This is a genomic window from Luedemannella flava (assembly GCF_039528515.1).
Classification (GTDB): domain Bacteria; phylum Actinomycetota; class Actinomycetes; order Mycobacteriales; family Micromonosporaceae; genus Luedemannella; species Luedemannella flava.
In genome coordinates this window covers 1-24,893 of sequence record NZ_BAAALT010000042.1, presented here as the reverse complement: position 1 = coordinate 24,893, position 24,893 = coordinate 1, and the positions used below count along the sequence as shown (strand labels likewise).

21 protein-coding genes and 1 pseudogene are annotated in these 24,893 nt (G+C 72.6%); 11 read left to right on the top strand and 11 right to left on the bottom strand.

The genetic code is table 11. The annotated features are described in order from the left end of the window. Positions 1 to 128: 128 nt before the first annotated feature. On the top strand, positions 129 to 740 hold the full coding sequence (locus tag ABD211_RS09025) for an NUDIX hydrolase (RefSeq protein ID WP_425560384.1): 612 nt from the start codon (positions 129 to 131) through the stop codon (positions 738 to 740). On the opposite strand, the gene ABD211_RS09020 is transcribed toward ABD211_RS09025, so the two are convergent. Together ABD211_RS09020 and ABD211_RS09015 are read right to left on the bottom strand one after the other, a co-directional pair. Next, the gene (locus ABD211_RS09020) at positions 709 to 1,815 is read right to left on the bottom strand and encodes a mannose-1-phosphate guanylyltransferase (protein WP_344128285.1); all 1,107 of its coding nucleotides are present in this window, start codon (positions 1,813 to 1,815) and stop codon (positions 709 to 711) included. The genes ABD211_RS09025 and ABD211_RS09020 overlap by 32 nt on opposite strands. Positions 1,816 to 1,870: 55 nt before the next feature. Next, positions 1,871 to 3,010 (bottom strand): glycosyltransferase family 4 protein, encoded by a 1,140-nt coding sequence (locus ABD211_RS09015; RefSeq protein WP_344128267.1) that lies wholly within the window; start codon positions 3,008 to 3,010, stop codon positions 1,871 to 1,873. A gap of 189 nt (positions 3,011 to 3,199) precedes the next feature. On the opposite strand from ABD211_RS09015, the gene ABD211_RS09010 reads away from it, so the two are divergent. Next, positions 3,200 to 4,006, top strand: coding sequence for a TIGR03089 family protein (locus tag ABD211_RS09010; protein ID WP_344128265.1), 807 nt, complete (start codon positions 3,200 to 3,202; stop codon positions 4,004 to 4,006). Between the two features lie 35 nt (positions 4,007 to 4,041). Here the strand turns inward: ABD211_RS09010 and ABD211_RS09005 are convergent, their stop codons facing one another. Beyond that, positions 4,042 to 6,015: an acetoacetate--CoA ligase gene (locus ABD211_RS09005; RefSeq protein ID WP_344128263.1), complete on the bottom strand. Its 1,974-nt coding sequence runs from the start codon at positions 6,013 to 6,015 to the stop codon at positions 4,042 to 4,044. A 122-nt stretch (positions 6,016 to 6,137) separates the two neighbouring features. On the opposite strand from ABD211_RS09005, the gene ABD211_RS09000 reads away from it, so the two are divergent. After that, positions 6,138 to 6,833 (top strand): hypothetical protein, encoded by a 696-nt coding sequence (locus tag ABD211_RS09000; RefSeq protein WP_344128262.1) that lies wholly within the window; start codon positions 6,138 to 6,140, stop codon positions 6,831 to 6,833. A gap of 165 nt (positions 6,834 to 6,998) precedes the next feature. Continuing rightward, a complete protein-coding gene (locus ABD211_RS08995) occupies positions 6,999 to 7,502 on the top strand; it encodes a DUF456 domain-containing protein (RefSeq protein ID WP_344128260.1) in 504 nt (167 codons plus the stop codon). A gap of 12 nt (positions 7,503 to 7,514) precedes the next feature. On the opposite strand, the gene ABD211_RS08990 is transcribed toward ABD211_RS08995, so the two are convergent. The 3 genes from ABD211_RS08990 to ABD211_RS08980 form a co-directional block, all read right to left on the bottom strand. Beyond that, positions 7,515 to 8,387: a hypothetical protein gene (locus tag ABD211_RS08990; RefSeq protein WP_344128258.1), complete on the bottom strand. Its 873-nt coding sequence runs from the start codon at positions 8,385 to 8,387 to the stop codon at positions 7,515 to 7,517. Continuing rightward, positions 8,380 to 8,892: a SigE family RNA polymerase sigma factor gene (locus tag ABD211_RS08985; protein WP_344128256.1), complete on the bottom strand. Its 513-nt coding sequence runs from the start codon at positions 8,890 to 8,892 to the stop codon at positions 8,380 to 8,382. Before ABD211_RS08985 ends, ABD211_RS08990 begins: the two co-directional genes overlap by 8 nt. A gap of 63 nt (positions 8,893 to 8,955) precedes the next feature. Continuing rightward, complete coding sequence (locus ABD211_RS08980) at positions 8,956 to 10,434, bottom strand: NCS1 family nucleobase:cation symporter-1 (RefSeq protein WP_344128254.1); 1,479 nt, start codon at positions 10,432 to 10,434, stop codon at positions 8,956 to 8,958. A gap of 88 nt (positions 10,435 to 10,522) precedes the next feature. Here ABD211_RS08980 and ABD211_RS08975 point away from each other — a divergent pair, with 88 nt between their 5' ends. Next, positions 10,523 to 10,822: a Rossmann-fold NAD(P)-binding domain-containing protein gene (locus ABD211_RS08975; protein WP_344128252.1), complete on the top strand. Its 300-nt coding sequence runs from the start codon at positions 10,523 to 10,525 to the stop codon at positions 10,820 to 10,822. Between the two features lie 3 nt (positions 10,823 to 10,825). On the opposite strand, the gene ABD211_RS08970 is transcribed toward ABD211_RS08975, so the two are convergent. Both ABD211_RS08970 and ABD211_RS08965 read right to left on the bottom strand, forming a co-directional pair. Continuing rightward, positions 10,826 to 11,494, bottom strand: a complete 669-nt coding sequence (locus ABD211_RS08970) for a response regulator (protein WP_344128250.1) — start codon at positions 11,492 to 11,494, stop codon at positions 10,826 to 10,828. Further along, positions 11,491 to 12,804 carry a sensor histidine kinase gene (locus ABD211_RS08965; protein ID WP_344128248.1) on the bottom strand — a complete coding sequence of 438 codons (1,314 nt, stop codon included), beginning with the start codon at positions 12,802 to 12,804 and terminating at the stop codon, positions 11,491 to 11,493. The genes ABD211_RS08970 and ABD211_RS08965 overlap by 4 nt, the downstream gene beginning before the upstream one ends. Positions 12,805 to 13,009: 205 nt before the next feature. Between ABD211_RS08965 and ABD211_RS08960 the strand changes: the two genes are divergently transcribed. The 3 genes from ABD211_RS08960 (at position 13,010) to ABD211_RS08950 (ending at position 16,844) form a co-directional block, all read left to right on the top strand. Continuing rightward, positions 13,010 to 13,696, top strand: coding sequence for an ABC transporter ATP-binding protein (locus ABD211_RS08960; RefSeq protein WP_344128246.1), 687 nt, complete (start codon positions 13,010 to 13,012; stop codon positions 13,694 to 13,696). After that, positions 13,693 to 16,056, top strand: a complete 2,364-nt coding sequence (locus ABD211_RS08955) for an ABC transporter permease (protein ID WP_344128244.1) — start codon at positions 13,693 to 13,695, stop codon at positions 16,054 to 16,056. The genes ABD211_RS08960 and ABD211_RS08955 overlap by 4 nt, the downstream gene beginning before the upstream one ends. Before the next feature lie 119 nt (positions 16,057 to 16,175). Continuing rightward, positions 16,176 to 16,844 (top strand): hypothetical protein, encoded by a 669-nt coding sequence (locus ABD211_RS08950; protein WP_344128243.1) that lies wholly within the window; start codon positions 16,176 to 16,178, stop codon positions 16,842 to 16,844. On the opposite strand, the gene ABD211_RS08945 is transcribed toward ABD211_RS08950, so the two are convergent. After that, positions 16,841 to 17,392 (bottom strand): Uma2 family endonuclease, encoded by a 552-nt coding sequence (locus ABD211_RS08945; protein WP_344128241.1) that lies wholly within the window; start codon positions 17,390 to 17,392, stop codon positions 16,841 to 16,843. The genes ABD211_RS08950 and ABD211_RS08945 overlap by 4 nt on opposite strands. 182 nt (positions 17,393 to 17,574) lie before the next feature. Between ABD211_RS08945 and ABD211_RS08940 the strand changes: the two genes are divergently transcribed. Next, positions 17,575 to 18,213 (top strand): DUF2306 domain-containing protein, encoded by a 639-nt coding sequence (locus tag ABD211_RS08940; protein ID WP_344128239.1) that lies wholly within the window; start codon positions 17,575 to 17,577, stop codon positions 18,211 to 18,213. A gap of 519 nt (positions 18,214 to 18,732) precedes the next feature. Here ABD211_RS08940 and ABD211_RS08935 read toward each other — a convergent pair. Both ABD211_RS08935 and ABD211_RS08930 read right to left on the bottom strand, forming a co-directional pair. After that, complete coding sequence (locus tag ABD211_RS08935) at positions 18,733 to 19,401, bottom strand: hypothetical protein (RefSeq protein WP_344128238.1); 669 nt, start codon at positions 19,399 to 19,401, stop codon at positions 18,733 to 18,735. Between the two features lie 296 nt (positions 19,402 to 19,697). After that, positions 19,698 to 20,855 carry an acyl-CoA dehydrogenase family protein gene (locus tag ABD211_RS08930; RefSeq protein ID WP_344128236.1) on the bottom strand — a complete coding sequence of 386 codons (1,158 nt, stop codon included), beginning with the start codon at positions 20,853 to 20,855 and terminating at the stop codon, positions 19,698 to 19,700. Positions 20,856 to 21,143: 288 nt separating this feature from the next. Here ABD211_RS08930 and ABD211_RS08925 point away from each other — a divergent pair, with 288 nt between their 5' ends. Together ABD211_RS08925 and ABD211_RS08920 are read left to right on the top strand one after the other, a co-directional pair. Beyond that, positions 21,144 to 22,574, top strand: coding sequence for a UDP-glucose dehydrogenase family protein (locus tag ABD211_RS08925; protein WP_425560383.1), 1,431 nt, complete (start codon positions 21,144 to 21,146; stop codon positions 22,572 to 22,574). A gap of 112 nt (positions 22,575 to 22,686) precedes the next feature. Next, positions 22,687 to 24,893 (top strand): annotated as a pseudogene (locus ABD211_RS08920) (hypothetical protein); the annotation flags it as partial.

Here is a 24,893-nt window from a genome sequence, read left to right as displayed (position 1 = left end):
ACCTGCGAGTTTCACGCTGAGGCGAAACGTCTCGACGGGGCGGCCGGCGGTTGGGAATGCTGACGCCGCAGGCCTCGGGGAACGGGGCCCCGCACGCCAACGGGGGATCACGGCTGTCACATCCGTGAATGCGATCGTGGGCGCCGTTCCCCGCGCCTCGTATTTGGGCGGTTACCCTGCCCTACGTGACACACCCGCTTTTCGACGACACCGTCCGCGTACTGCGGGAATGGTCTCCCGACGCGACCCGGGACAGCTTCCTCGACCTGCTCCGCGACGGGCCCGCCGCGCTGGCGCGCGCGCACCGCCCGGGGCACGTCACGGCGAGCGCCGTCGTCCTCAACGCCGACCTGGACCGGGTGCTGCTGTGCCTGCACGGGCGGTTCGGCGTCTGGGTGCAGGTGGGCGGGCACTGCGAGGTCGACGACGGCTCCCTGGCGGACGCGGCGCTGCGCGAGGCGACGGAGGAGTCCGGCATCGACGGACTGCGCGTGTCGGCGACGCCCGTCGACCTCGACATCCACCCGGTGACCTGCTCGGCCGGGCCGTCGGTGCACTACGACGTGCGGTACGCCGCCGTGGCGCCGGCCGGGGCCACCGCGAAGGTCAGCGCCGAGTCACGGGCGCTGGGCTGGTTCGCCCCGGACGACCTGCCGACGCCGCTGGCCAGCTCCACCGACCGCGCGGTGCGGGCGGCCGTGACGGCCGTCACACGTACTGGTGGTCGCCCTGCTCCTTGAGCGCGTCGACCAGGGCCTTCACGTCCTGCGCCCGGTCGCGGTGGCAGACGAGCACGGCGTCCTCGGTGTCCACGATGATGAGGTTCTCGACGCCGAGGGCGGCGATGAGGCGACCCGACTCCGGCACCACGATCAGGCCGCCCGCGTCGTGGAACAGCACCGGCGGCTCGCCCGAGTCGGTCTTCGCCGCGTTGACCACCACGTTGCCGACCTCGTCGTAGGGCTCCAGCACCTCGCCCAGGGTGTCGAAGTCGCCGACGTCGTTCCAGCCGAAGGTGCCCGGCACGGTGGCCACCAGGCCGGCGGCGGCGGCGCCCTCCATCACGGCGTAGTCGACGGAGATGCGGGTGAGCTGCGGCCACACCTCGCCGAGCACGGCGTCCTGGTGCGGGCCGCCCCACGCGGCGGCGATCTCGGTGAGGCCGTCGAAGAGGGCCGGCTGCTGACGGCGCAGCTCGGCCAGGAACACGTCGACCCGCCACACGAACATGCCGGCGTTCCACAGGTAGCGACCCGAGGAGACGTACTCCACCGCCACGTCGGGGGACGGCTTCTCGGCGAACTCCTCGACCACGCGCACCGGGCCGGGGCCGACCTCCGCGCCGCAGCGCAGGTAGCCGTAGCCGGTCTCGGGGTGGGTCGGGGTGATGCCGATCGTCATCAGCTTGCCCTCGCGGGCGCCGGCGACCGCCTCGCTGATCGTGCGCTCGAAGCTCTCCCGGTCGCGGACCAGGTGGTCGGCGGCGAACGAACCCATGATCGCGTCGGGCTCGCGGCGGCTGATCACGGCGGCGGCCAGGCCGATCGCGGCGCACGAGTCGCGCGGCGACGGCTCCACCAGGACGTTCTCCTCGGGCAGGTCGGGCAGCTGGCGACCGACCGCTGTGGCGTGTGCCACACCCGTCACCACGAGGGTCTGCTCCGGCACGGTGAGCCGGTCGAGCCGGTGCACCGTGGCCTGCAGCAGCGTCGCGGGCTCGCCCGTGAGCGCGTGCAGGAACTTGGGGCGACCCGCGCGGGAGAGCGGCCACAGGCGGGTGCCGCTGCCACCGGCGGGGATGACCACGTAGAGCAGGGGAGTCACTGGCATGCAGCAATAATGCCTGGGCGGTGTTTCGAGTGTCGAACCGTCACGCTGCGACTTTGCTCCACGTCATGACGTGCGCCTCAGCCGAGGTGTCCCAACTGAACTCCTTCGCCCGGGCGAGCCCGGCGCCGGCCAGCGAGGATCGAAGGTTCTCGTCATCGAGCAGCCGGGTCAGCGCGGCGGAGATTTCGTCGGGTTCCGGACCCGTATAGGCCACGGCGTCCCCACCGACCTCCGGCACGGACAGCCGGGGCGTGGTCAGCACCGGGGCGCCGCAGGCCATGGCCTCCAGGATCGGCAGGCCGAAGCCCTCCCCGTACGACGGGTAGGCCGCCACGAGGGCGCCGCCGAGGAACCCGGGCAGGTCCGCGAAGCGCAGGTAGCCGGGGCGCAGCACCCGCAGGCGGGACGGGACCTCCGCGACGGCCTGGTCGATCTCGTCGTCGTGGCCCTGCCCGCCGGCGATCACCAGGGCGGGCGGGTCGGACCGGTCCGTCACCGCCGACACCCAGCCGCGGATCAGGTTGGGCACGTTCTTGCGCGGCTCCTTCGCCCCGAGGAACGCCACGTACGTGGTGTCGACCAGGCCTAGCCGGGCGCGCACCCGGGCCTTCTCCTCGGCGGCCGGCGCGTGGAACGCGGCCGGGTCCACGCCGTGGTAGGCCACGTCGATGCGGGCCGGGTCGGCGTCCAGCAGCCGGATCAGCTCGTCCCGGGTCGCCTTGCTCGGCACGATCACCCGGTCGGCGCGACGCAGCGACGTCTTGATCGCCGAGCGGAAGAACGTGCGCCTGGACTTGTCGTAGTGCTCCGGCTCGGTGAAGAACGTCATGTCGTGCACGGTCACGGTCACCGGGCAGCCGGCGCGCAGCGGGCACGTGTAGAACGGCGCGTGCAGGACCTGGGCGCCCACCTGCTGGGCCAGCAGGGGCAGCCCGGTCTGCTCCCAGGCCAGCCGGGCCGGCCGGTGGGTCACCGCGGCCGGCGCCGCGATCACCTCGCCGAGATCGATCATCCGCTCGTAGCGCTCGACGTCGGCGCGCTGGCAGACCACCACGAGGTCGACGTCGCCGCTGCGGCCGAGGGCGCCGAGCAGCCCGTCCACGTACCGGCCCACGCCGCCGCGGTCCGCCGGCACACTCGTGGCATCGACGAGCACGCGTGGCTTCTGTACGGCAGTCACAGGGGCTCTCCCGGTCTCGAACGACAGGTGCACCAACCAACGGGCAAGCCTACGCCCGATTCATGACCCGGCGATGCCCACGACGCGGCATACCGACACATCGAACACCGACGGGTTTACGACCGCATTCTGCGCGGCGTGTCCGCGCCGGCGTCGCACCGGCGGTCCGCCCGGTACCGTCGTTGTCCTATGACCGACGAACGACCTGCGCCGGCCGTGCGCACCGTGCCCGCCGCCCTGGCCGCCGCCGTGGCCGCCGATCCGACCCGGCCGCTGCTCACCTTCTATGACGACGCCACCGGCGAGCGGACGGAACTTTCGGGAGCGACGCTTTCCAACTGGATCTCAAAGACGGCCAACCTGCTCATCGACGGCTGCGGCCTGTCCCCCGGCGACGTGGCCGCCGTGCGCCTGCCGGCGCACTGGCAGACCGCCGCGGTGCTGCTGGGCGCCTGGGCGGCGGGCCTCGCGATAGACCCGGGGAGTACGTCGGGAAGCCCCGCGACCGACGCTGGCACGACCGCCGGCGGCACGGCCGACGGGCGCGCGGCCGATGTCGCGTTCGTCGCGGCCGACCGGGTCGGCGGGGCGCCGACCTCCGCGTCCGACGTGTTCGTGCTGGGCCTGGCCCCGATGGCCATGCCGATGCGCCCCGCCCCGCCGCCCGGCACGGTCGACTACGTCGCCGAGGTGCGCGGCCACGGCGACCACTTCGCCCCGCGCGCCCCCACGAACCCCACGGCCCCCGCCCTGGGCCCGGCCACCCACGAACAGGTGATCGCGACGGCGGCCGACCGCGCTTCAGCGGCCGGCATCGCCCCCGGCGACCGCGTCCTGATCGACGCCGACGCCCTCCCCGACCCCCAGGACTGGCTGCTCACCCCCCTGGTCGCCGGCGCCACGATCGTCCTGGTCCGCCACGCGACGACGGACGGGAGTGTCACCGAGCGCCGCATCGCCGCGGAGCGCGTCACCCGCCGCCTGCCCGCCGGATAACCGCAGAACCCGCAAGTCATGTCGCCTCGCGGGGTTCAGGCTGGGCCGGTGAACGCCTCGAATGCGGCCAGGGAGGTGGGGTTGGCCAGCGCGCCCGTTGCCGCCGCGACCGCGACCGGCGTGCCGGTGAGGATGCGCTTCACAGGGACCTCCAGCTTCTTGCCCGACAGGGTGCGGGGGACGGCCGGCACCTGGTGGATCTCGTCGGGCACGTGGCGGGGCGACAGTGACGACCGGAGCGCGTGCCGGATCTGCCCCCGCAGGTCGTCGTCGAGCGTCGCGCCGGGCGCCGGGACCACGAAGAGCACGAGGCGGTCGGCGTCGACGTCGAGGTGCACGACGAGGGAGTCAGCCACCGTCGGGAGGGCCTCGACGACCGCGTAGAACTCGCTGGTGCCCAGCCGTACACCGCCGCGGTTGAGGGTGGCGTCGGAGCGGCCCGTGATCTGGCAGGTGCCGCGCGAGGTGACGGTGATCCAGTCACCGTGCCGCCACACGCCCGGGAACGTGTCGAAGTAGGCGTCGCGGTAGCGCTCACCGGAGTCGTCGCCCCAGAAGCCGACCGGCATGCTGGGCATCGGCGCGGTGATGACCAGCTCGCCGAGCTCGTCGACGAGCGGCTCGCCGGCCGGCGAGTACGCCTCGACGCGGGCCCCCAGGCACCGGCAGGAGATCTCCCCGGCCCACACCGGGACCAGCGGCGCCCCGCCGACGAACCCGGTGCACATGTCCGTCCCGCCGGACAGCGACTGCAGCTGCGCGGTCGCCGACACGTCGGAGTACACCCAGGTGAAGCCCTCGACGGGCAGCGGCGCGCCGGTCGAGCCGATGCCCCGCACCCGCGACAGGTCGGCGATCGAGCGCGGCGACAGGCCGGCCTTGCGGCACGCCATGAGGAACGGCGCCGACGTGCCGAAGAACGTGACGCCCGCGTCGGCGGCCAGCCGCCACAGGGCGCCCAGGTCGGGCGCCGCCGGGTCGCCGTCGAACAGCACGATCGCGGCGCCCACGGCCGGCGCGGACGCCACGTAGTTCCACATCATCCAGCCCGTGGTGGTGAACCAGAAGAACCGGTCGCCGGGGCCGAGGTCGTGGTGCAGGGCCAGCATCTTGAGGTGTTCGAGCAGGATCCCGCCGTGCCCGTGCACGATCGGCTTCGGCAGCCCGGTGGTCCCCGACGAGTACAGCACGTACAGCGGGTGGTCGAACGGGACCGGCTCGTAGGCCATCGGCTCGTCGGTGTCCGCCGCGAGGTCCGCCCAGGCCAGCGCGCCGTCCGGCGCGTCACCCTCCACATACGACACAAACACCGTGTGTACGAGCGACGGCAGCGCGGCGCGCACCTCGGCCACCTCGGCGCGCCGGTCGACCGTCTTCGCGCCGTAGCGGTAGCCGTCAACGGCCAGCAGCACGGTCGGCTCGATCTGCCGCCAGCGGTCCACCACGCTGCGCGTGCCGAACTCGGGCGCGCAGGACGAGAACGTCGCCCCGAGGCTCGCCGCCGCGAGCATGAGCACGTACGTCTCGGGGATGTTGGGGGCGTACGCGGCCACCCGGTCGCCGCGCGTGACGCCGAGGCGGCGCAGTCCCGCCCGTACTCTGCGCACCTGGTCGCGCAGTTGCGCGGCGCTGAGGCTGACCGCGGACCTGGACTGGGAGTAGGCCAGCACGACCGGGTCGTCGTCAGCGAAGCCGGGCAGGCGCAGCACGTGCTCGGCGTAGTTGAGGGTGGCGCCGGGGAACCAGCGGGCGCCGGGCAGGCCGCCCTCGACGACGGCGCGCGGCGGGGTCGCGGACGCGACGCCGAAGTAGTCCCAGATCGACTGCCAGAAGCCGGACAGGTCGGTGACCGACCACAGCCACAGCTCCTCGTAATCGGCGGCCGTGACGCCGCGGGTCGCGCGCAGCCAGCGCAGGTAATCGCCTATTCGCGAGGTTTGCCCGACATCGGCGGGCGGTCGCCACAGCACGGCCGGCGGCTCGGGGGTGGTCGACGTTGACACACTCATCGGCACATTGTGCAGGTCGCGGGCCTGGGCCGGGGATAGTGGTGCGCCGGGCGGTCGACGGATGCCGGCGGAGGTCCGGACACGCTACGGTGCAGGGCGTCGCCTTTCACTGAGGAGTGTCCATGCGCCACCTGCTGAGCCTCCTGCTGGCGGTCGTTCTGACCCCGGTGGTTTTCCTCGCGTCCGGGTACGGCTCGATGAAGTTCGCCGAGGCCGTGGCGACCGACCGGGTGGTGCCGACGTTGCTGGCGCTGGCCGCGATCGTGGTCGCCGCCGTCGCCTACGGCATCCTGATCCTGGCCCGGCTCTCCCCCGTCGGCACCGTGCTGTCCGGCCTCCTCCTGCTCGGGGTCATCGGCTGGGCCATGGTCGACGAGGTCAGCTACGTGGAAACGGTCCCGAACAACCTGTTCGGGCAGCGTGGGCTGTTCACGGCGCCGGTCAACGCGATGACCGGCATCCTCGGGCTGGTGCTGCTGTTCACCATCGCGAGCCCGCGCCGCTGGCGCCGGTACGCCAACCCGGCGGCGGCCGTCGCCGGGCCGGTCTCCGCCGCGCCGACCTACCCGACGCCGGATTCCTCGGCGCCGACCTACTCCCCCGCCTACACGCCCACGCTGTACTCGCCGTATCCGCCGGTGTCGCCGACGTCGTCGGGTGGGCTCGGGGACGCGGACACCAAGGTCGACGACGCGGCCGGCGACGAGAACACCGTGGCGAACCCGAAGCCGACGTTCCCGTCCACCTCGCCGTACGGCTCGCCGCCGGTGCCCACCCAGTCGTCATCGCCGGAGAACTGGCCCCGCCCGCTCAACTGACGGGCACGGTGCGAAGTTGACGGGGTCGGTTCGAAGTTGACGGGGTCGGGCAGAGTGACGNCAATGCGGTCACCTCGCGAAGCGGGGTGACCGCATGAGCGAGCGGAGCGAGCGAATCATCAGCTCAGGTATCAATGCGGGCACCTCGCGAAGCGGGGTGACCGCATGGAGTTGACCGACACCAGCGGCATGCTCAACCTCATCTGCGGGCTCGGCATCCTTGTGGGCACGCTCGGGGTGATCCTGCCGTTCGTCCCGGGGCTGCTGCTGTGCTGGGCCTCGGTGCTGGTCTGGGCGATCCTCGCCGAGGGGGGCACGGGCAAGTGGGTCGTGCTCGGCATCTGCACGGTGATCGCGCTCCTCGGGTCGATCCTGAAATGGGTGCTGCCGGGTCGCGACCTCAAGAAACGCGGCGTACCCGCGCTGGCCATGCTCGCCGGCGGCGTGCTCGGCATCGTCGGGTTCTTCGTGGTGCCGGTCGTGGGGCTGCCGCTCGGCTTCGTGCTCGGCGTGTTCCTCGCCGAGCTGGCCCGGCACAAGGTGGCCGGGCCGGCGTGGCAGGCGACCAAGCACGCGCTGCGCGCGACGGGCTTCTCGCTCATCATCGACATCGACGCGTGCCTGCTCATCGGGGCCGTCTACCTCGGCGGCCTGCTCATCCTCAGCTGATCCGGGCCGTTGTCAGCGCACCCTGGTGCCGGGCGGCAGGACGTCCACGACGCCGGGCAGGCCCGCGACCGCGGCGCGGATGTCGTCGTACCCGAAGCTGGTCTTCATCCGCACCCAGAAGTAGCGGCCGAGCGTGAGGTCGACGGTCGCCGGCGCCGAGGACGGACACCCGAGCGGGCCGCCCGCGACGGCCGGGCCGTCGTTGAATTCGGCCGATTCCACCTGGGACGTCGCGCGCAGCGCCGCGTCGATGGCCGTCCGCTGGCTTTGGGTGATGTTCCAGGTGACGCGCACGATGGCCGAGAAGTCGTCGATAGCGGCTCCGGTGTCGCACGGCCGGTTAAGGAACTGGCCGATGGTGTCGGGCTCGCTGCGGTCCGGGAAGAGCGCGAGCAACCCGTTGCGGACCGCCTCGATGTCGCCGTCGCCCACGTCGACGAGCACACTCGCGAGGTCGGTGTTCCCGTCGCACCGCTCGATGGTCCCGAACGGCTCCGACGTCACCACCGTCACGGACACCACGCCGGGGACCCCGCGGATCCAGGCGAGATCGTCCTCTGTCGGGCGGCCGTGCCAGTCCATGACGATCATCGCGCTGCCCGGCCGCAGGTTCGAGGTGCGGACGCGCACGGTCCAGTCGCAGGTCGGGGCCGGGGTGGCGACCCGGGACGCCACCGGGCCGGCGGTCGAACCGCCGCCGACGGGCACCCCCGCCACGCTCACCGCCACCGCGCCGCTCACCGCCGTGACCGCCACCGTGGCGACGGCCGAGTACTGACGGCGGCGGCGCTGGTCGCCGCGGGCGCGCACCGTCGACGGGGACGCGAGCCGCACGCTGGTGAGGTCGACACTCATGTCCCGCAGGGCGTCACGGATATCAGGCACCGACGGTCTCCTTCTCAGTGGTGGGTTCGCCCAGCGCGGCCGCGAGCGCGGTGCGGGCCCGGTGCAGATGTGACTTCACGGTGCCGACCGGCATGCCCAGGCTCGCGGCGATGTCGGCGACCGGTTGCTCGTAGAGGTAGTGCAGAACCACGACGCGGCGTTGCGCCTCGGGCAGGGCGCGCACGGCGGCGATCACGGCGACCCGGTCGGGGCCGGGGCCGGGCACGGGGTCGCTGGGGCCGTGGCGGGTGAACGCCGCCAGGCGCCGCTTCGCGGCACGCCACCGGCTCGCAGCGAGGCGCCAGGCGACGAGCCTGACCCATCCCTCCGGGTCCTCGTAGACGGAGATCGTCGACCAGCGCTGCCACGCGCGGGCGTACGCCTCCTGCACCACGTCCTGCGCGTCGCCCAGGTCGCCGCAGACGGCGTACACGTGATGCAGCACGCGCCGCGCCGTGGCCGTGTAGAACGTGTCGAACCCGGCTGTGTCCCGCGTGTCCCCCATGCCACCGTCCCTTCGGGGTCGCCACAGACAGACACTCCGCGGCGACCCCGGAGGTTGCGGCGACTACGGCGTCGTGGGGGCCGGCTTCGGCGCCAGCGGGCTGCGGCCGGCCGACAGGGCGAAGTAGAGCACCCCGGCGACGATCACACCAATGAACCAGGTGTACGGGCCCAGCGTCGCGGCGTACCCGGACGGGCCGTAGGTGGGCAGGATCGAGGAGAAGACGGCCGCGATGCCGGCGGCCACGAAGGCGCGGATGTTCCAGCCGCCCTGGAAGCGGAACTCGCCGTCCTCGCGGTAGAGGTCTGCCACGTTGAGCTGGGCGCGACGGATCAGGTAGTAGTCGACGATGAGCACGCCGAAGATCGGACCCATGGTGGAGCCGATCGCGTTGACGAAGCTCGGCGCGTTGTCCCACGGGTGCCAGGGGTAGAGCACGAGCGCGATCACCGCGGCGATGAGGCCACCGCGCTTGAAGTCGACGTACTTCGGCGCCACGTTGGCGAAGTCGTACGCCGGGCTGACGAAGTTGGCGACCACGTTGATGCCGAGCGTGGCCACGGCGAACGTCAGCGCCGCGAGCAGCACCAGGAACACGTTGTCGAACTTCGCCGAGATCTCGGCGGGCTCCAGGATGACCTGGCCGTACACCCTGGCGGCGGCCGACGTGGTGAGCGCGGCCACCAGGGAGAACAGGATGAGATTGACCGGCAGGCCCCAGATGTTGCCTTTGCGCAGGGCCCTGGCGTCCGGGGTGAACCGGGCGAAGTCGCAGAAGTTGAGGAACAGCGCGGCGAAGTAGGTGACCCAGGTGGCCGCGATCGCCGCGATGGCCGCGAGCGATCCGGGCGCCACGTCGAGGCCGGTCGCGCTCCTGGCGAGCGCGGCCAGGTCGGCGGGGGCCATGTCGACGGCGAAGGACAGGGAGCCGGCCTTGACCGACAGCACGACGGCGAGCAGCAGCATCATCAGCCAGACGGCCGGACCGGCGAAGTCCTGGAAGCGACGCACCGTCTCCATGCCCTTGCTGATGATGAGCAGTTGGGCCGCCCACACGCCGAGGTAGCAGACCACCTCCAGCCCCGAGTGGTCGAACAGGTGCGTGGACTCGTGGAACCCGCGCGGGCCGTCGTAGCGGGCCAGGAACGCGACGATGGCGCCCGCCGCCGCGCTGGTCTGCGCGCCGTACCAGAAGGTGGCCACGACGGCCCGCACCAGCGCGGGCACGTTGGCCCCGAACGTGCCGAACGAGGCGCGGGCCAGCACCGGGTACGGCACGCCGGTGCGCACGCCGGCGATGCCGACGAGGGTCATCAGCCAGTAGATGATCAGCGAGCCGACGGCGATGCCGACGAGGAACTTGAGCGTGTTGCCGGCGACCAGGAACAGGCTCGCGGCCAGAAAGTACCCGTAGAGGCTGTGAACGTCGGATGTCCACACGTTGAAGATGCTGAACGCGCCCCACCTACGCTCGGTGGCGGGCGCGAGGTCGTCGTTGTAGAGCCGGGGCGAGGCGTCACCCGGGGCTTCGGTGGTGGTCACGGATCCCTCCTCGCGTCGGAGCGAACGTGACCTTCATTGAAAAACTCTGATCTCCGGGGCGGGCACCGACAGCACCGAGCAGGGGCGCGTGATGTGGGCCCGAGTCAAGGGACGCACGGAGAACGCGCTGCTCGCCATGCCGCTGGAGGCGTTCATGTTCCGGCCCGGGGTCATCCAGGCGCGGCACGGCGAGCGGCCCCGGGTCCGGTCTTTCCGGCTGCTCTACACGGTGTTGGTCCCGCTGATGGCGGCGCTGCGGTGGCTGCTGCCGAACCAGGTGACCACGACGGAGCACATCGGCCGCGCGATGATCAACATTGCGGCCGACGGGTGGCCGACGAAGGTCCTGGACGCGCGCGCCATCAACACCGCGGCCAACCTGTCCTAGCGGTCACGATCGGTTCGGCGTGACCAGGCCCGTCTCGTAGGCGACGACGACCGCCTGGACGCGGTCGCGCAGGCCGAGTTTGGCGAGGATGCGGGCGACGTGCGTCTTGACGGTCGCCTCGGACAGGTGCAGCGCGGCGGCGAGTTCGGCGTTGCTCAACCCCTGCGCCAGCAGCCGCAGGACCTCCAGTTCGCGTGGGGTCAGCGCGGACAGGTCGCGGTGCAGCGCGGCGGCCTCGGCGCCGCGGCTGGCGAAGCGTTCCACGAGCCGGCGGGTGATCGCGGGCGCCAGCAGCGCGTCCCCGGACCGGACCAGCTGCACGGCCGCGACCAGGTGCTCCGGGCTGACGTCCTTGAGCAGGAAGCCGCTGGCACCCGCGGACAGCGCGGCGTACACGTAGTGGTCGAGGTCGAACGTGGTCAGGATGATGACGCGGGGTTCGCCCGCGGCACCGGTGAGGATGCGCCGGGTGGCCTCCAGGCCGTCCATCTCCGGCATCCGGATGTCCATCAGCACGACGTCGGGCACGGTGCGCCGGACCGCCTCGACGGCCTCGATGCCGTTGGTCGCCTCCGCCACCACGTCGATCCCGTCGGCCGCGAGGATCATCCGGAACCCGGTGCGCACCAGCGCCTGGTCGTCGGCGATGACGACGCGCAGCGGCGTACTCACGGGGACTCCAACGGGATCGTCGCGGTGACGCGCCAGCCGCCGCGCAGGCGCGACCCGGCCCGCAGGGTCCCGCCGTAGACGGCGAGGCGCTCGCGCAGGCCGATCAGTCCGTGACCGTCGCCCGTGGTGGCTGACGCGCCCGGCGTGCCGCCGGTGTCGGTGACCTCGACCCGCAGCTGGTCGGCGTCGTAGGCGACGAGGACCGCCGCCCGCGCGCCGGCGGCGTGCTTCACCGTGTTCGTCAGCGCCTCCTGGACCACCCGGTAGGCGGTCAGCTCCACGCCGGGCAGCAGGTCCACCGGCTGGCCGGTCACGGTCAGCTCGACCGCCGTGCCGGCGTCGCGAACGCGCTGGACCAGCGCCTCCAGGCGGTCCAGGCCCGGCTGCGGGGTGAGGTCGGCCGCCCCGGCCGGGTCCGGGCCCTCGCTGTCCATGGTGAGCAGCCCCATCACGTGGCGCAGCTCGGCCATGGCCGCGCGCCCGCCGGCCTCGACCGCGAGCATCGCCTCGCGGGCCTGGTCGGGGGTGGCGTCCATGGCCCTGCGGGCGGCGCCGGCCTGGATCACCATGACGCTCACGTTGTGGGTGACCACGTCGTGCAGCTCCCGGGCGATCCGGGCGCGCTCGTGCTCGGTCGCCCGGCGCAGCGCCTCCGCCTGCTCGCTCTCCAGCGCGTCGGCGCGCCGTTTCCACCGGCGCAGCCCGCTGGCCACCACCGCGATCGGGATCAGGATCAGGAACGGGACCGCGTCCACCGGGACGGTCGGCACCGCCGACTCCTGCACCCCGGCGTACAGCAACGCCGCCACCGGCACGCTGACCAGCGCGGGTATCCAGTACGGACTGTAGACGGCGGCCGTGTAGGCGCAGATGACGCAGGCGTAGAAGGACACCCGCACGACGGCGTCGAAGTCCGTCACGAACGGGACCGTGCCGAGCACGACCCACAGCATCGCGAGCGGGTACCGCCGGCGGAACACCAACGGCAGCACGACCAGCGCCAGCACGAACACCGTCGCGGTGGTCCGGTCGTGGTCGATCGGCAGGAACGGCTCCGGCACCGGCCGGGCGGCCGGCGGAACCGGCGGGACGGGAGGGGTCGGCGGGGCGACCGGATCGAGCGGCTCCGGGACGTAGGGCACCATGGTCGTCCGCTGCGGGCTGTCCCCACCGTCGCCCTGCGCGACCGCGGCGAGCAGCAGCGCCAGCGCCACCAGCGCGTCGAAGAGCTGACCGCGCCACGACAGGGGCGGCAGCGTGCCGGACGGGGCCAGCAACCGCCGGACCCGCTCGCGTAGCCGACCGATCACCTCGCCATTCTCGCCGACCGCCCTGGCCAGCGACGTCCGCCCAGCTGACCATCCGGCTACGCCGGGGGACTACACCGCGGGGATGACGCCGGGGTGCCTCATTCCGCCGCGGTACGGGATATGGCTCCGGCTGCCGACGCGCGCGACCACCGCGCGGACCTAGCTTCAACCGCGCCGGAAAGGGACGAATCAAAGGAGACCCACCATGGCCGTACCCGTGATCGAACTGAGCGACGTGAGCCGCAGATACGACGGAGGCCCGCCCGCACTGGACGGCGTATCGCTCACCGTCCACGCGGGTGAGTCGGTCGCCGTCCTGGGTCCGTCCGGGAGCGGCAAGTCGACCCTGCTGAACCTGGTCGCCGGCCTGGACCGGCCGAGCAGCGGCACGGTGACCGTGGACAGCACCCGCGTCGACCAGTTGGGCGAGGCCGGCGCCGCCCGGTACCGGCGGGCCAGGATCGGCATGGTGTTCCAGTTCTTCAACCTGCTCGACGACCTGACCGTGGCCGACAACGTCATGGTGCCGGCGCAGGTGGCCGGGATGGGCCGGGCAGCCGCCGCCCGCCGGGCGGCGGAACTGCTCGGCGCGCTCGGGGTCGCCCGGCACGCCGACGCCTACCCCGGGCGCCTGTCCGGCGGCGAGCGCCAGCGTGTCGCGGTCGCCCGGGCGCTGATGAACCGGCCGCCGCTGCTGCTGGCCGACGAGCCCACCGGCGCCCTCGACACCGGCTCGGGCGAGGAGGTCCGCAAGCTGCTCAACGACCTGCACGCCGACGGCCAGACGATCGTCCTGGTCACGCACGACCTGGTGCTCGCGCAGACGTGCGCGACCCGCACCATCCAGCTCGTCGACGGCAAAATCGCCAGCGACACGGGTGCGGCCCAATGAGCGCGCTGGGTCGCGTGGTCCGCTCCGGGGTGGGGCGGCGGCGGGTCCAGACCGTCGTCATCGCCCTGGTCGTGCTGGTCGCGGTGGCCGCGGCCGTGCTCGGCGGGTCCCTGATGGTCGCCTCCACCGCGCCCTTCGACCGGGCCTTCGCCCAGCAGCACGGCGCGCACCTGACGGCGCAGTTCGACGCGGCGAAGGTGACCGCCGATCAGTTGGCGGCGACCGCGAAGGCCAGCGGCGTGACGGCGGCGGCCGGCCCGTTCCCGACCGCGGCGGTCAACCCGGTCGACGATCACGACCGGCCGCTGCCGCCGATCACCATCGCCGGCCGGGCCGTCCGGGACCTGCCGGTGGACGCGGTCACGCTGGCCGCGGGGCGGTGGGTGTCCGGCCCCGGTGAGATCGTCCTGCACACCGACGGCCGGCTGCCGCCCGGCCTGCAACCGACCGTCGGCGACGTGGTGACCCTGCCGGACCTGCCCGGCAGCCCGAGGCTCACGGTCGTCGGCCTGGCCCGGTCGGTCAGCGAGACCGCGGGCGGCTGGGTGGTCCCGGAGCAGATCGCGGCGTTGACGCCGACCGGTGCGGTGGCCGCCTACCAGATGCTCTACCGCCTCGCCGCCGCCGACACCGACGCGCAGGTCGACGCCGCGCGCGCCGCGGTGCAGGCCGGCGTGGCGGCGGGTGCGCTGACCGGCGCCCGGTCCTGGCTCACCGTACGGCTGCACAGCGTCGGCAACAGCATCCTGTTCGTGCCGTTCCTCATCGCGTTCGGCGTGCTGGGCGTGCTCATGGCGGTGCTGATCATCGGGAACGTGATCGCCGGCGCGGTCAGCACCGGCACCCACCGCATCGGCATCCTCAAGGCCCTCGGGTTCACACCCCACCAGGTGGTACGGGCGTACACCGCCCAGGCGCTCATCCCCGCCGCCACGGGCGCCGGACTCGGGGTCGTGGCCGGCAACCTGCTGGTCGTTCCGGTGCTGTCGCAGACCAACAAGATCTACGGTACGTCCGATTCCGGGGTCACGCCGTGGGTCAACGTCGTGGTGCTCGCCGGGGCGCTGGTCCTGGTGTCCCTGACCGCCTGGGCGGCGGCCTCGCGGGCCGGCCGCCTGCGCACCGTCGACGTCCTCGCCGTCGGGCGTACGCCGGGGCCGGGCCGCGGACAGTGGGCGGCCCGGTTGACGTCGCGCCTGCCGCTGCCCCGGCCGGTGACGCTCGGGCTGGCCCACCCGTTCGCCCGCGTCCTGCGGACGGCGACGATCGTCGCGGCGATCGCGTTCGGCACCGCCGCGGCGACGTTCGCGGTCGGACTCGGTTCCTCCCTGAACGAGATCCAGGCGACGGAGGACCACGGCGACGTCGCCGTCATGGCGGGCGGGCCGCCCACCGAACCGAAGCCCGGGGAGGCGCCCCGGATGATGACGCCGCCGGAGCCGCCCGACCCGGTCGCGGTCGTCAAGGCGATCACCGCGCAGGCGGGGACCAGCGGGTACAGCGGCAGCGCCATGACCGAGGTGACCGTCGCGGGGCTCACCGGCCCCGTGGAGGCACACGCGTTCATCGGCGACAACTCCGCCTACGGCTACCGGATGATCTCCGGGCGGTGGTTCAGCCAGCCCAACGAGATCGTCGTGGCCACCCCGTTCCTGACCGCCACCCACACCAGGGTCGGCGACACGATCGCGCTCACCGACCACGGCACACAGCTGCGCGTGCGCATCGTGGGCGAGGTCTTCAACACCGAGGACCGGGGGATGGAGGTCGTCACCGCCCTCACGACGCTGGCCGCCGCGGAACCGGACCTGCGGCCGTTGACCTACGACATCACGCTCAGGCCCGGCGTCGACCGGGAGGCCTACGTCGCGGGGCTCAACGCCGCGCTGTCGGGGGCGGCTACCGCGGTGATCGCGGAGGAGGGCACCGACGAGGTCATCATCATTATCAACTCCCTGGCCGGGCTGCTGACCGTGCTGCTGCTGACCGTGGCCGCGCTCGGGGTGCTCAACCTGGTCGTCCTGGAGACCCGCGAGCGCGTACACGACCTGGGTGTGCACAAGGCGTTGGGGATGACGCCACGGCAGACGATCGCGATGGTCATCGCCTCGGTCGTGGTCACCGGACTGATCGGCGGGGTCGTCGGCGCGCCCGTCGGCGTGTTCCTGCAGCGGTTGGTGGTGACCGGGATGGCCGGGTCGGCCGGCTTCCGGCTGCCCGACTCGGTGGTCGACATCTACCACCCCGCCGAACTGGCGCTCTTCGGACTGGGTGGCCTGGCGATCGCGGTGCTCGGCGCGCTCCTGCCCGCGGTCTGGGCGTCCCGGGTCCGCACCGCCACCGCCCTGCGCACCGAATAGGACGCCGGCCGGGCGCCGCGCGGTCGTGCGCGGCGCCCGGCTGACCGGGCCGGCTACGGGGCAACCCGGACGGGGTCGTGCGGGTACATTGGCCGGTCCGGACACGAGGGGATACGCCGATGTACCAACGCCTGCGCCGATCGCCGCTGTTGAGCCGGCTCCTCAGCCCCGCCGGCCTGGTCCTCGCGGCGCTGCTGTTCGGCCTGCCGTTCCTGGCCGTCGGCTGCGACCGGCCCGAGCAGCGGGGATGGCTGACCTACTCGGGCGCCGACCTGGTCACGAACGGGGCACCGACGGTTGAGAAGTGGACGCCCCAGGACGGGGAGATGTCCTACGAGGACCGCAGCGCGGCTGAGGACATGTTCGACATCGACGTGTCCGTCAACGCGATCCTGGCCAGCGCACAGCCATGGTCCATCCTGGCGGTGGGGATGATCGCGTTCGGCATCGTCGCCGGCCTCGCCCTGCGTCCGGCGCGGCTCAGGATGATCGCGGGCGCGGCGGCCGCGCTGAGCGCCGCGGTGGCCCTGTTGATCGCCGTTCTGTGGGCGCAGGGCGACATAGCCGAGCATCTGATCACCGCGGCGACGGACTTCTACGGCTCGCCGGTCAGCCTCGACTCGGCCCGCGAGTTCGTGCCCATCCGGTACGGGTTCTGGGTCACGTTCGGCCTCCTGATCTTCATCGGCCTCAGCAACGTGTACTTCTCCGTGCCCGGCCGGCAGCCGCCACCGGATGTCGGCGGCGCTTCGCCAACCTCGGTCGAGGACCCGGAGCAGTCGGCCTAGACGTGATCGGCTGGCGATGTCTGCAGCAGCCAGGCCAGCGGCATCTTGGCCGCTTCTTCGTAGGCGCCTGCCGCGCCGAGCCGGTAGAGGGTCACGGTCTGGGCCACGTCCCGGGCGACCGTCCAGTACTGCGGAATGCCAGCAGCGGCGTACTCCGCGACCTTGGCGACCTGGTCGATGGACTCGGAGCCGCGCGACATGATCTCGATCACCAGGATCAGGTCGGTCACGTCCAGCCAGACCGCGTCCGGCTGGGCCCGGGACCAGACGGTCAGGTCCGGAATGCGGCCGCCATCGCCGTCCGGCCCGGGAATACGGACGCCGGCAGCCTGCATCAGCTGGTCCGCCGGCCACCCGGCAAGGCCGAACCAGAGCGTGAGGCGCGTAGCGATGACAGCATGCTGACTGTCCGGGGGCGGCACCACGGAGAGCACTCCCTCGGGGCTCGTCTCATACCGGCGTCCATGGGTGTCGGCCGAGGTCATGGCGGCCAGATCAGCGAGCGTGATGACGGCTGGCATGTGCCTGCCGACGGCCTCCGCGCTCATGCGGTCATGGTACTTCCCCCGATCGGCGTGCGCCCGGACTGAGCAGCCCGCCTGACCTGAAGAACGACCGTTTTCTCCGCCCGCGGACGGGTGGGGTTCGGGCCCGCGTGCCGATGAACGGCCAGGGCCATGAGGGCGACCATCGGACGACACGCCAGCCCTCACCACGAATGGACCCCACCATGACCGCCCCCGCGAGGAGACAGTGGCCCGTGCCGGCCGCGCTCATCCTGCTCGCCGCCGTACCGGTGATCGCCGGTGCGGCCCGCGTGACCCAACTGAGCGCCGGCGCCGAGATCACCCCGGACAACGCGCGCTTCTTCGCGTCCCCCGTGCCCGTCGTCGCCCACATCGTCAGCGCCACCGTGTTCTGCGTGCTGGGCGCGCTGCAGTTCGTGCCCAGCCTGCGCCGGCGCCCCTGGCACCGGATCTCCGGCCGGTTCGTGCTGCCCTGCGGGCTCGTCTCCGCGCTGAGCGGGCTCTGGATGACCGCGTTCTACCCGAAGCCACCCCACGACGAGCTGCTCAACGTGCTGCGCTTCGGGTTCGGCGGGGGCATGGTCGCGTGCCTGCTGCTCGGCTTCGCGGCCGTGCGGCGCCGGGACTTCGACCGCCACCGGGCCTGGATGATGCGCGGGTACGCCATCGGCATCGGCGCGGGCACGCAGGTGTTCACCCTCGGCCCACTGCTGCTCCTGGAGTACCAGTACGGGCTCCCCCGGGCCCTGGGGCACGCCGCCGGCTGGCTGATCAACCTGGCCGTCGCGGAGTGGTTCATCCGCCGCCGCCCGGCACGGGTCTTGGCCGTGGCCAGCGCGTGAGCCGGCCAGCACGACGCTGTCCGCGGCCGGTTCGGCGGACACGATGCCGAGCTTGAACGGGTACGGCGGGGCCGCCCAGCCCTGCGACGGTAGCGCCGCCGCGAGCGACCCGGGAATGAATGTGCGCCGACCGGGCTTCGTCACGCAGCACACGGTGACACGCGCGCGACGCCCGAACGGCCCCTGAGGGTTCGCCGAACGACCGCCCGATGAAACCGGATACCGCCGATCGCCTCACCCGGGCTCCCGACACCCCGTCACGGGCGGCCACATGTGCGCATGTGGCGGGCGTCGTGTGGTCGACCCCGCCACGTGCTCACATCTGGCGACAGAAACGTCGCGATCGCTCGCCAGCTGTGCACTTCTAGCGAGCGACCGGGCGAACGGCCCGCCAACTGTGCACCGTTGGCAAGGTCGTCGGCTGCGCTACCCGCCACATGCGCACGGTGGCGGGTTCAGGCGCACTCGACCTCGCCAACTGTGCGCTGCTGGCGTCCGGCGGGCGCCGCGTACCCTCGCCTACCGGCGGAGTACGAGCGGTCCCTTGCGGGCGATGTCGCCGAGCGGGACCGGGACGAGCCGACGGAACGCCTCAGCGAAGAAGCCGACCTCGTCCCGGTAGGTGTTACCGGTCGAGGACATCTCGGCGCCGCGTCGTTCAAGCGTGGCCAGCACCCGCCGCTCCAGGTCCCCATCGCCCAGGTGGCGAGCGACGATCAGGGCCTCCACCAGGGCACGCGCACCCCCGGACGGCGACAGAGTCCGGCAACTGCCCCGCACCACGATGCCCTCATCCAGCAGCAACCCGGCAAGGTCCCGGGGATCGCGGCAGAAGCCCAGCGCGTCTGGCACGCTTTCGCGGAATTCGCTCACCAGCAGCGGGTCGAGGCGTTCGAGCGAGCTCGGCCACCGGTAGCCCTCGTGGTGAGCGCCGGCACTCCGCGGCACGATCTCGACGCGCAGGCCGCCCCACCGCGGCCGCAGCATCGGATCGAACGTGTCGTCGGCAATCTCGACGTACCAGTGCAGGCGCCACCGGTCGTGCTTGCCGGTCTGGACGACGACCCGCCGGACGAGCCCGTCGCCGCGCACGACATGCGCAGTGCCACCCTCCACCGCCGCGGGCTCCCCCAGGCCCGCCCGATCCACCAGGGCCTGCACGGCCACCGACGCCGACAACCGTGCCACGGCCCGACCCCACCTTCGTCGGAACGCGGAACCAGGAGTCCCGCAGTCCAAGATTCCGATTTTCTGTACGAGAGTGCAGCTGGGCTGCACTCTGGCACACGAAACGCCGATCTTCACGACACGTGCAGGGCGATATGTCGCTTTCCGGGCCGCCGGCACTGCACATCCGCACCGCGTTCAGCGATCATGAGCCGGCACGCGCCGGCGACGGTTGATCGAACTACACGTTCGTACGGGAGACGACGATCTCCACACCGGCACGCCGGGCACCCGGACCGTCACCGACGCCGGAACGCTCAGATCATGCCCTTGAGCAGCTGCCGGGCCATCACGATGCGCTGGACCTGGTTCGTGCCCTCGTAGATCTGGGTGATCTTGGCATCGCGCATCATGCGTTCGACCGGGAAGTCGCGGGTGTAGCCGTAGCCGCCGAGGAGCTGGACGGCGTCGGTGGTGATCTCCATGGCGGCGTCGGAGGCGAAGCACTTCGCCGCCGCGCCGAAGTAGGTGAGGTCGGCGTCGCCGCGCTCGGAGCGGGCGGCCGCGGCGTAGGTGAGCTGGCGGGCGGCCTCCAGCTTCATGCCCATGTCCGCGATCATGAACTGCACGCCCTGGAAGTCGGCGATCGGCCTGCCGAACTGGCGGCGCTCGCGGACGTAGCCGCGCGCCACGTCGAGGGCGCCCTGCGCCACGCCGACGGCCTGGGCGGCGATCGTCACCCGGGTGTGGTCCAGCGTCCTCATGGCGATCCTGAAGCCCTCGCCGGGGCCGCCGATCATGCGGTCGACCGGGACGCGGACGTTATCGAAGTAGACCTCGCGGGTGGGCGAGCCCTTGATGCCGAGCTTCTTCTCGGGGGCACCGAAGCTGACCCCCGTGTCACCCTTTTCAACGACAAAAGCGGAGATCCCGCGCGTACCGATGCCCGGCTCGGTCACGGCGAAGACGGTGTAGAAGTCCGATACGCCGGCATTGGTGATCCACCGCTTGGCACCGTTGATCACGTAGTGGTCGCCGTCCCGGACCGCCTTCGTGGTCATGCCGCCCGCGTCGCTGCCCGCCTCGGGCTCGGACAGGCAGTAGGAGAACATGGCGTCGCCGCGCGCCACAGGGGTCAGGTAGCGCTGCTTGATCTCCTCGGACGCGCCGAGCAGCAGGGGCAGCGTGCCGAGCTTGTTGACGGCCGGGATGAGCGAGGACGACACGCAGGCGCGCGCGACCTCTTCGATGACGATGGCCGTGGCCAGGGCGTCCGCGCCGGCGCCACCGTACTCGGCGGGGATGTGCGGGGCGTGGAACTCACTGGCCCGCAGCGCGTCGTAGGAGGCCTGCGGGAACTCGGCCGCCTCGTCGGCGGCGGCCGCGTTCGGCGCGACCTTGGCGTCGCAGAGCTCCCGGACGGCGGCCCGGATCGCCTCGTGCTCCTCCGGCAACTGGTACACCTCGAACGCCATGGCGCCCCCTCACCCCTCACCCACCCTAGTGACCGCGGGTCAAGTTACCAGGCAGTAACTCAAACCTCTAGCAGCCCCTATCGCGCTCCGGCTACCCGCGCCGGACCCGGACCCGATATCCTCGCGTTTCTCGCCACCTTCCCCGGGAGGCCCGCTGAACAGCCACGCAGGACAATCGGGGAAAGCGCTGCGCGGGGAAAACGTACAGACAGCGCATAACCTGCGAGCGATGCACGGCGACGACTGACCGCACCGCAACGACGCAGTGCCGAACGAGCGGAGAGACGTGTGACCTTCCCGTATGCGAGTGCACAGGCGCAGCCGACGCAGGCGGTGACGCCGCCGTCCGGCGCGCCACGCCCGCGCCTCACCTTCCTGGGCACCGGATACCTCGGCGCCACGTACGCGATCTGCTTCGCCGAGCTCGGCTACGACGTCCTCGGCGTCGACGTCGACGAGCCGAAGATCAGCAAGCTGCAGGCGGGCGCCGTCCCGTTCCACGAGCCCGGCCTCGACGACCTGCTGCGGCGCAACATCGCCGCCGGCCGGCTGCGCTTCACCACCGACTACCGCGAGGCCGCCGAGTTCGGCGACGTGCACTTCATCTGCGTGGGCACCCCGCAGCGCGCCGACGGCATGGGCGCCGACCTCGTCTACGTCGAGTCCGCCGTCACCTCGCTCGTCCCCCACCTGACCCGCAAGGCCCTCCTCGTGGGCAAGTCGACCGTCCCCGTCGGCACCGCCGAGTGGATCGAGCAGCTGGTCAGCAAGCACGCACCCGCCGAGCTGGGCGTCGAGGTGGCGTGGAGCCCCGAGTTCCTGCAGGAGGGCCACGCCCTGGAGGACGTGCTGCGCCCCAACCGCCTCATCCTCGGCGTGAAGAGCCAGTGGGCCCACGACATGCTCATCACCGCCCACAAGGGCGTCTTCGACCTCGCCCACAACGAGGACCGCGAGGTCCCCGTCGTGGTCACCGACTTCGCGACCGCCGAGCTGGTCAAGGTCGCCGCGAACGCGTTCCTGGCCACCAAGATCTCGTTCATCAACGCGATGGCCGAGGTCTGCGACGCGGCCGGCGCCGACGTCACCCAGCTCGCCAAGTCGATCGGCTACGACGCCCGCATCGGCAACAAGTTCCTGCGCGCCGGCATCGGCTTCGGCGGCGGCTGCCTGCCCAAGGACATCCGCGCGTTCCAGGCCCGTGCCCAGGAGCTCGGCGCCGGCGAGGCGCTGCGCTTCCTGCACGAGGTCGACCTGATCAACCAGCGCAGCCGCGGCCGCGTCGTGCAGATCGCCTCCGAGCTGCTCGCCCGCCCGTACGGGCCGGCCGGTCCGGACTTCTCCGGTCTGAACATCGCCGTGCTCGGCGCCGCGTTCAAGCCGAACTCCGACGACGTGCGCGACTCGCCGGCCCTGGCGATCGCCCGGTCGCTGGCCCGCCACGGCGCGCAGATCTCCATCTTCGACCCGCAGGGCATGGAGAACGCCAAGCGCGAGCTGCCCGACATGACGTACGCGCCGACGCTGGGCGACGCCGTCACGGGCGCCGACCTCGTGTGTGTGCTCACGGAGTGGGAGGAGTTCCGCTACGCCGACCCGAACGCGCTCGGCGACCTCGTCGCCGCGAAGCTGGTCATCGACGGCCGGAACTGCCTTGACCAGGCACTGTGGAGCGCCGCCGGCTGGACGGTGAGAGGCTTGGGACGCCCCAGCGTCTGACCGCCGCAGCGGTGCCTATCGGCACCGCGCCAAGTGACACATATGTGATCGAGGGCCATACCCGCAAACATGGGTATGGCCCTCGATCGTGTCCACACGAGAGACTCGAACGGTGGACCGCGTCGAGATTTATCCGTGCCCCGCGTGCGGTGGGGTGGCGGACGAGGACAACGGCTGCCGGGACTGCCGCCGGCCGCACGATCCGCTCGCCGCGGAGCTGGCCCGCATCGGCCGCACCCTCGAGACCAGCGCCTACGACGACCCGCGCCGCAACGCGCTCAAGCGACGCAGCGACCAGCTCATCGCCCAGATCGGGCGCAACCTCGTCGCCGAACACGCCGCAGGCGTCGTCTACGCGACGGTGGGCGGTGGCCCGGACCGCGGCGCGCCGCCACCTCCGCCTCCCCGACCCCCGGCGGGTACGGGCGCCCGTCCGCCCCGGCAGGCGACGCCGCGCCGGGAACGTGGCGAGGAGGCGCCGGCCAGGAGCGAGCCGTCGCCCTACGACGGCCCCACCCGGAAGCCCTCCGGCGAGCAGGCGCCGTCGGCCTACGACAAGCCGACGAAGGCCACGGTGCGCCCAACCGGGGGCGCACCGTCCTCTTACGACGGTCCGACGAAGCGCACGCCACCGGCGAGCGACACCGACGCGGCACGCTACGACCGCCCCACCGACCGGACGTCGGCCAGCGCGTCGTCGGCCAGCACGTCGCCGGCGGGCGCGTCGACCTACGACGGGCCGACCGACCGGGCCAGGTCACGCCCGGCCGACGGGCCGACCGACCGGGCCACGTCACGCCCGCCCCGCGCGACCGACGGGCCGACGGACGGCGCCACGTCCGCGCCGCCGTCCCGGTCCGGCGGGGGCACGCCACCCACGGATCCGCCCGACCGGTGGGGTGCCGGTGCCGACGACACGCCCGAGCACCCGCACCACCAGGAGACCACCTCCCGCACCTCGCAGAACGTCCTGCTGACGCTCGGCGGTCTGCTGCTCGGCATCGGCGCCATCGTCTACGCGACCGTCGTGCTCTCCGGCGGCGCGAGCGGCGGCGGGCAGGCGTTCATCCTGGTGCTCGCCACGACCGTGGCGCTGGCGCTGCCGGTCGCGCTCGCGCGCCGGTCGCTGAACGCGACGGCCGAGACGATCGCCTCGTTCGGGCTGCTGCTCGTCCTGCTGGACGGCTTCGTCGCGTACCGCAACGAGTTCGGCGGTCTGGCGGACGTACCCCCGAAGATCTTCGCGGCCGTGCTGTTCGGGCTGACCGCGGCCATCGCGGCGGCCTACCGGCTGGCCACCCGGTTGGCGGCGCCGCAGTTCGTGGCGCTCGTCGCGCTGCAGCCGATCCTGCCGCTCATCGCGGCGCACGCCGGGGTGGGGCGCACCGGGTTCGCCGTGGCGCTGGCCGTGCTCGCCCTGGCCGACCTCGCCGCCGCCCTGCTCATCGCCCGCGACCAGGCGAACACGCCGGTCGATTCGGACGCGCCGCGCTGGCCGGGCCTGCTGCGCGAGACGGCGTGGGGCCTCTACGGGCTGGCGCTGGCCGGGGCGACCGTGTTCGCGTCGGTCGCGCTGGCGTACGCGAAGACGGTGCCCGACGCGGCCGGCGCGGCGACCGCGCTGATCCTGGCCGCCGCGGCCGGCATTGCGGGCGGGTACGCGTCCGGGGAGAGCCGGTGGCGCCTGCTCGCCACCGCCGGCGGCACGCTCGCCATCATCGCCGCGCTGCTGCGCCTGGACGCCATCGCCGCGTCCGGGCACACGCTCATCCTCGCCGCCGCCCTCGCCGCGATCGTGGCCGTACTGGCCCGGGTCCTGCCGGTGCCGGTGCGCGCCGGGGCGGAGCTGGCCGCCCTCGTCACCGCGGCGGTCGCCGCGATCGCCGTGACGTTCTGGGCGCTGTACGTCGCGGTGGGGGCGGTCAAGGCCGCCGTCGACCCCGAGGCCTGGGCCGCCGACCTGAGCCGCTACGCCGGCCACGTCCACCCGTCCGACGTGGACGGTTGGCAGGTGCCGCTCGCCGCGCTGCTGCTGACCGTCGTGGCGTACGCGGCGACGCCCGAGGTGTGGCGGCGCGAGGCGGTCGTCTTCGGTGGCGTACTCATGGTGCTGTCGTTGCCGGCGACCGGCGCGCTGGCCTGGTGGGCGATCCCGATCATCAGTGTGCTCGGCTCGGCGGTCTGCGCGATCGTGGCCATGGGCGCGCCGCACGGGCCCGCCGCGCTGCTCTGCGCCGGGTCGGGGGCGCTGCTCGCCGCCCACGCGGCCGCCACGAGCCTGGCCCGCCCCAGCCTCACCGCGGCCACGTTCGCGCTGGG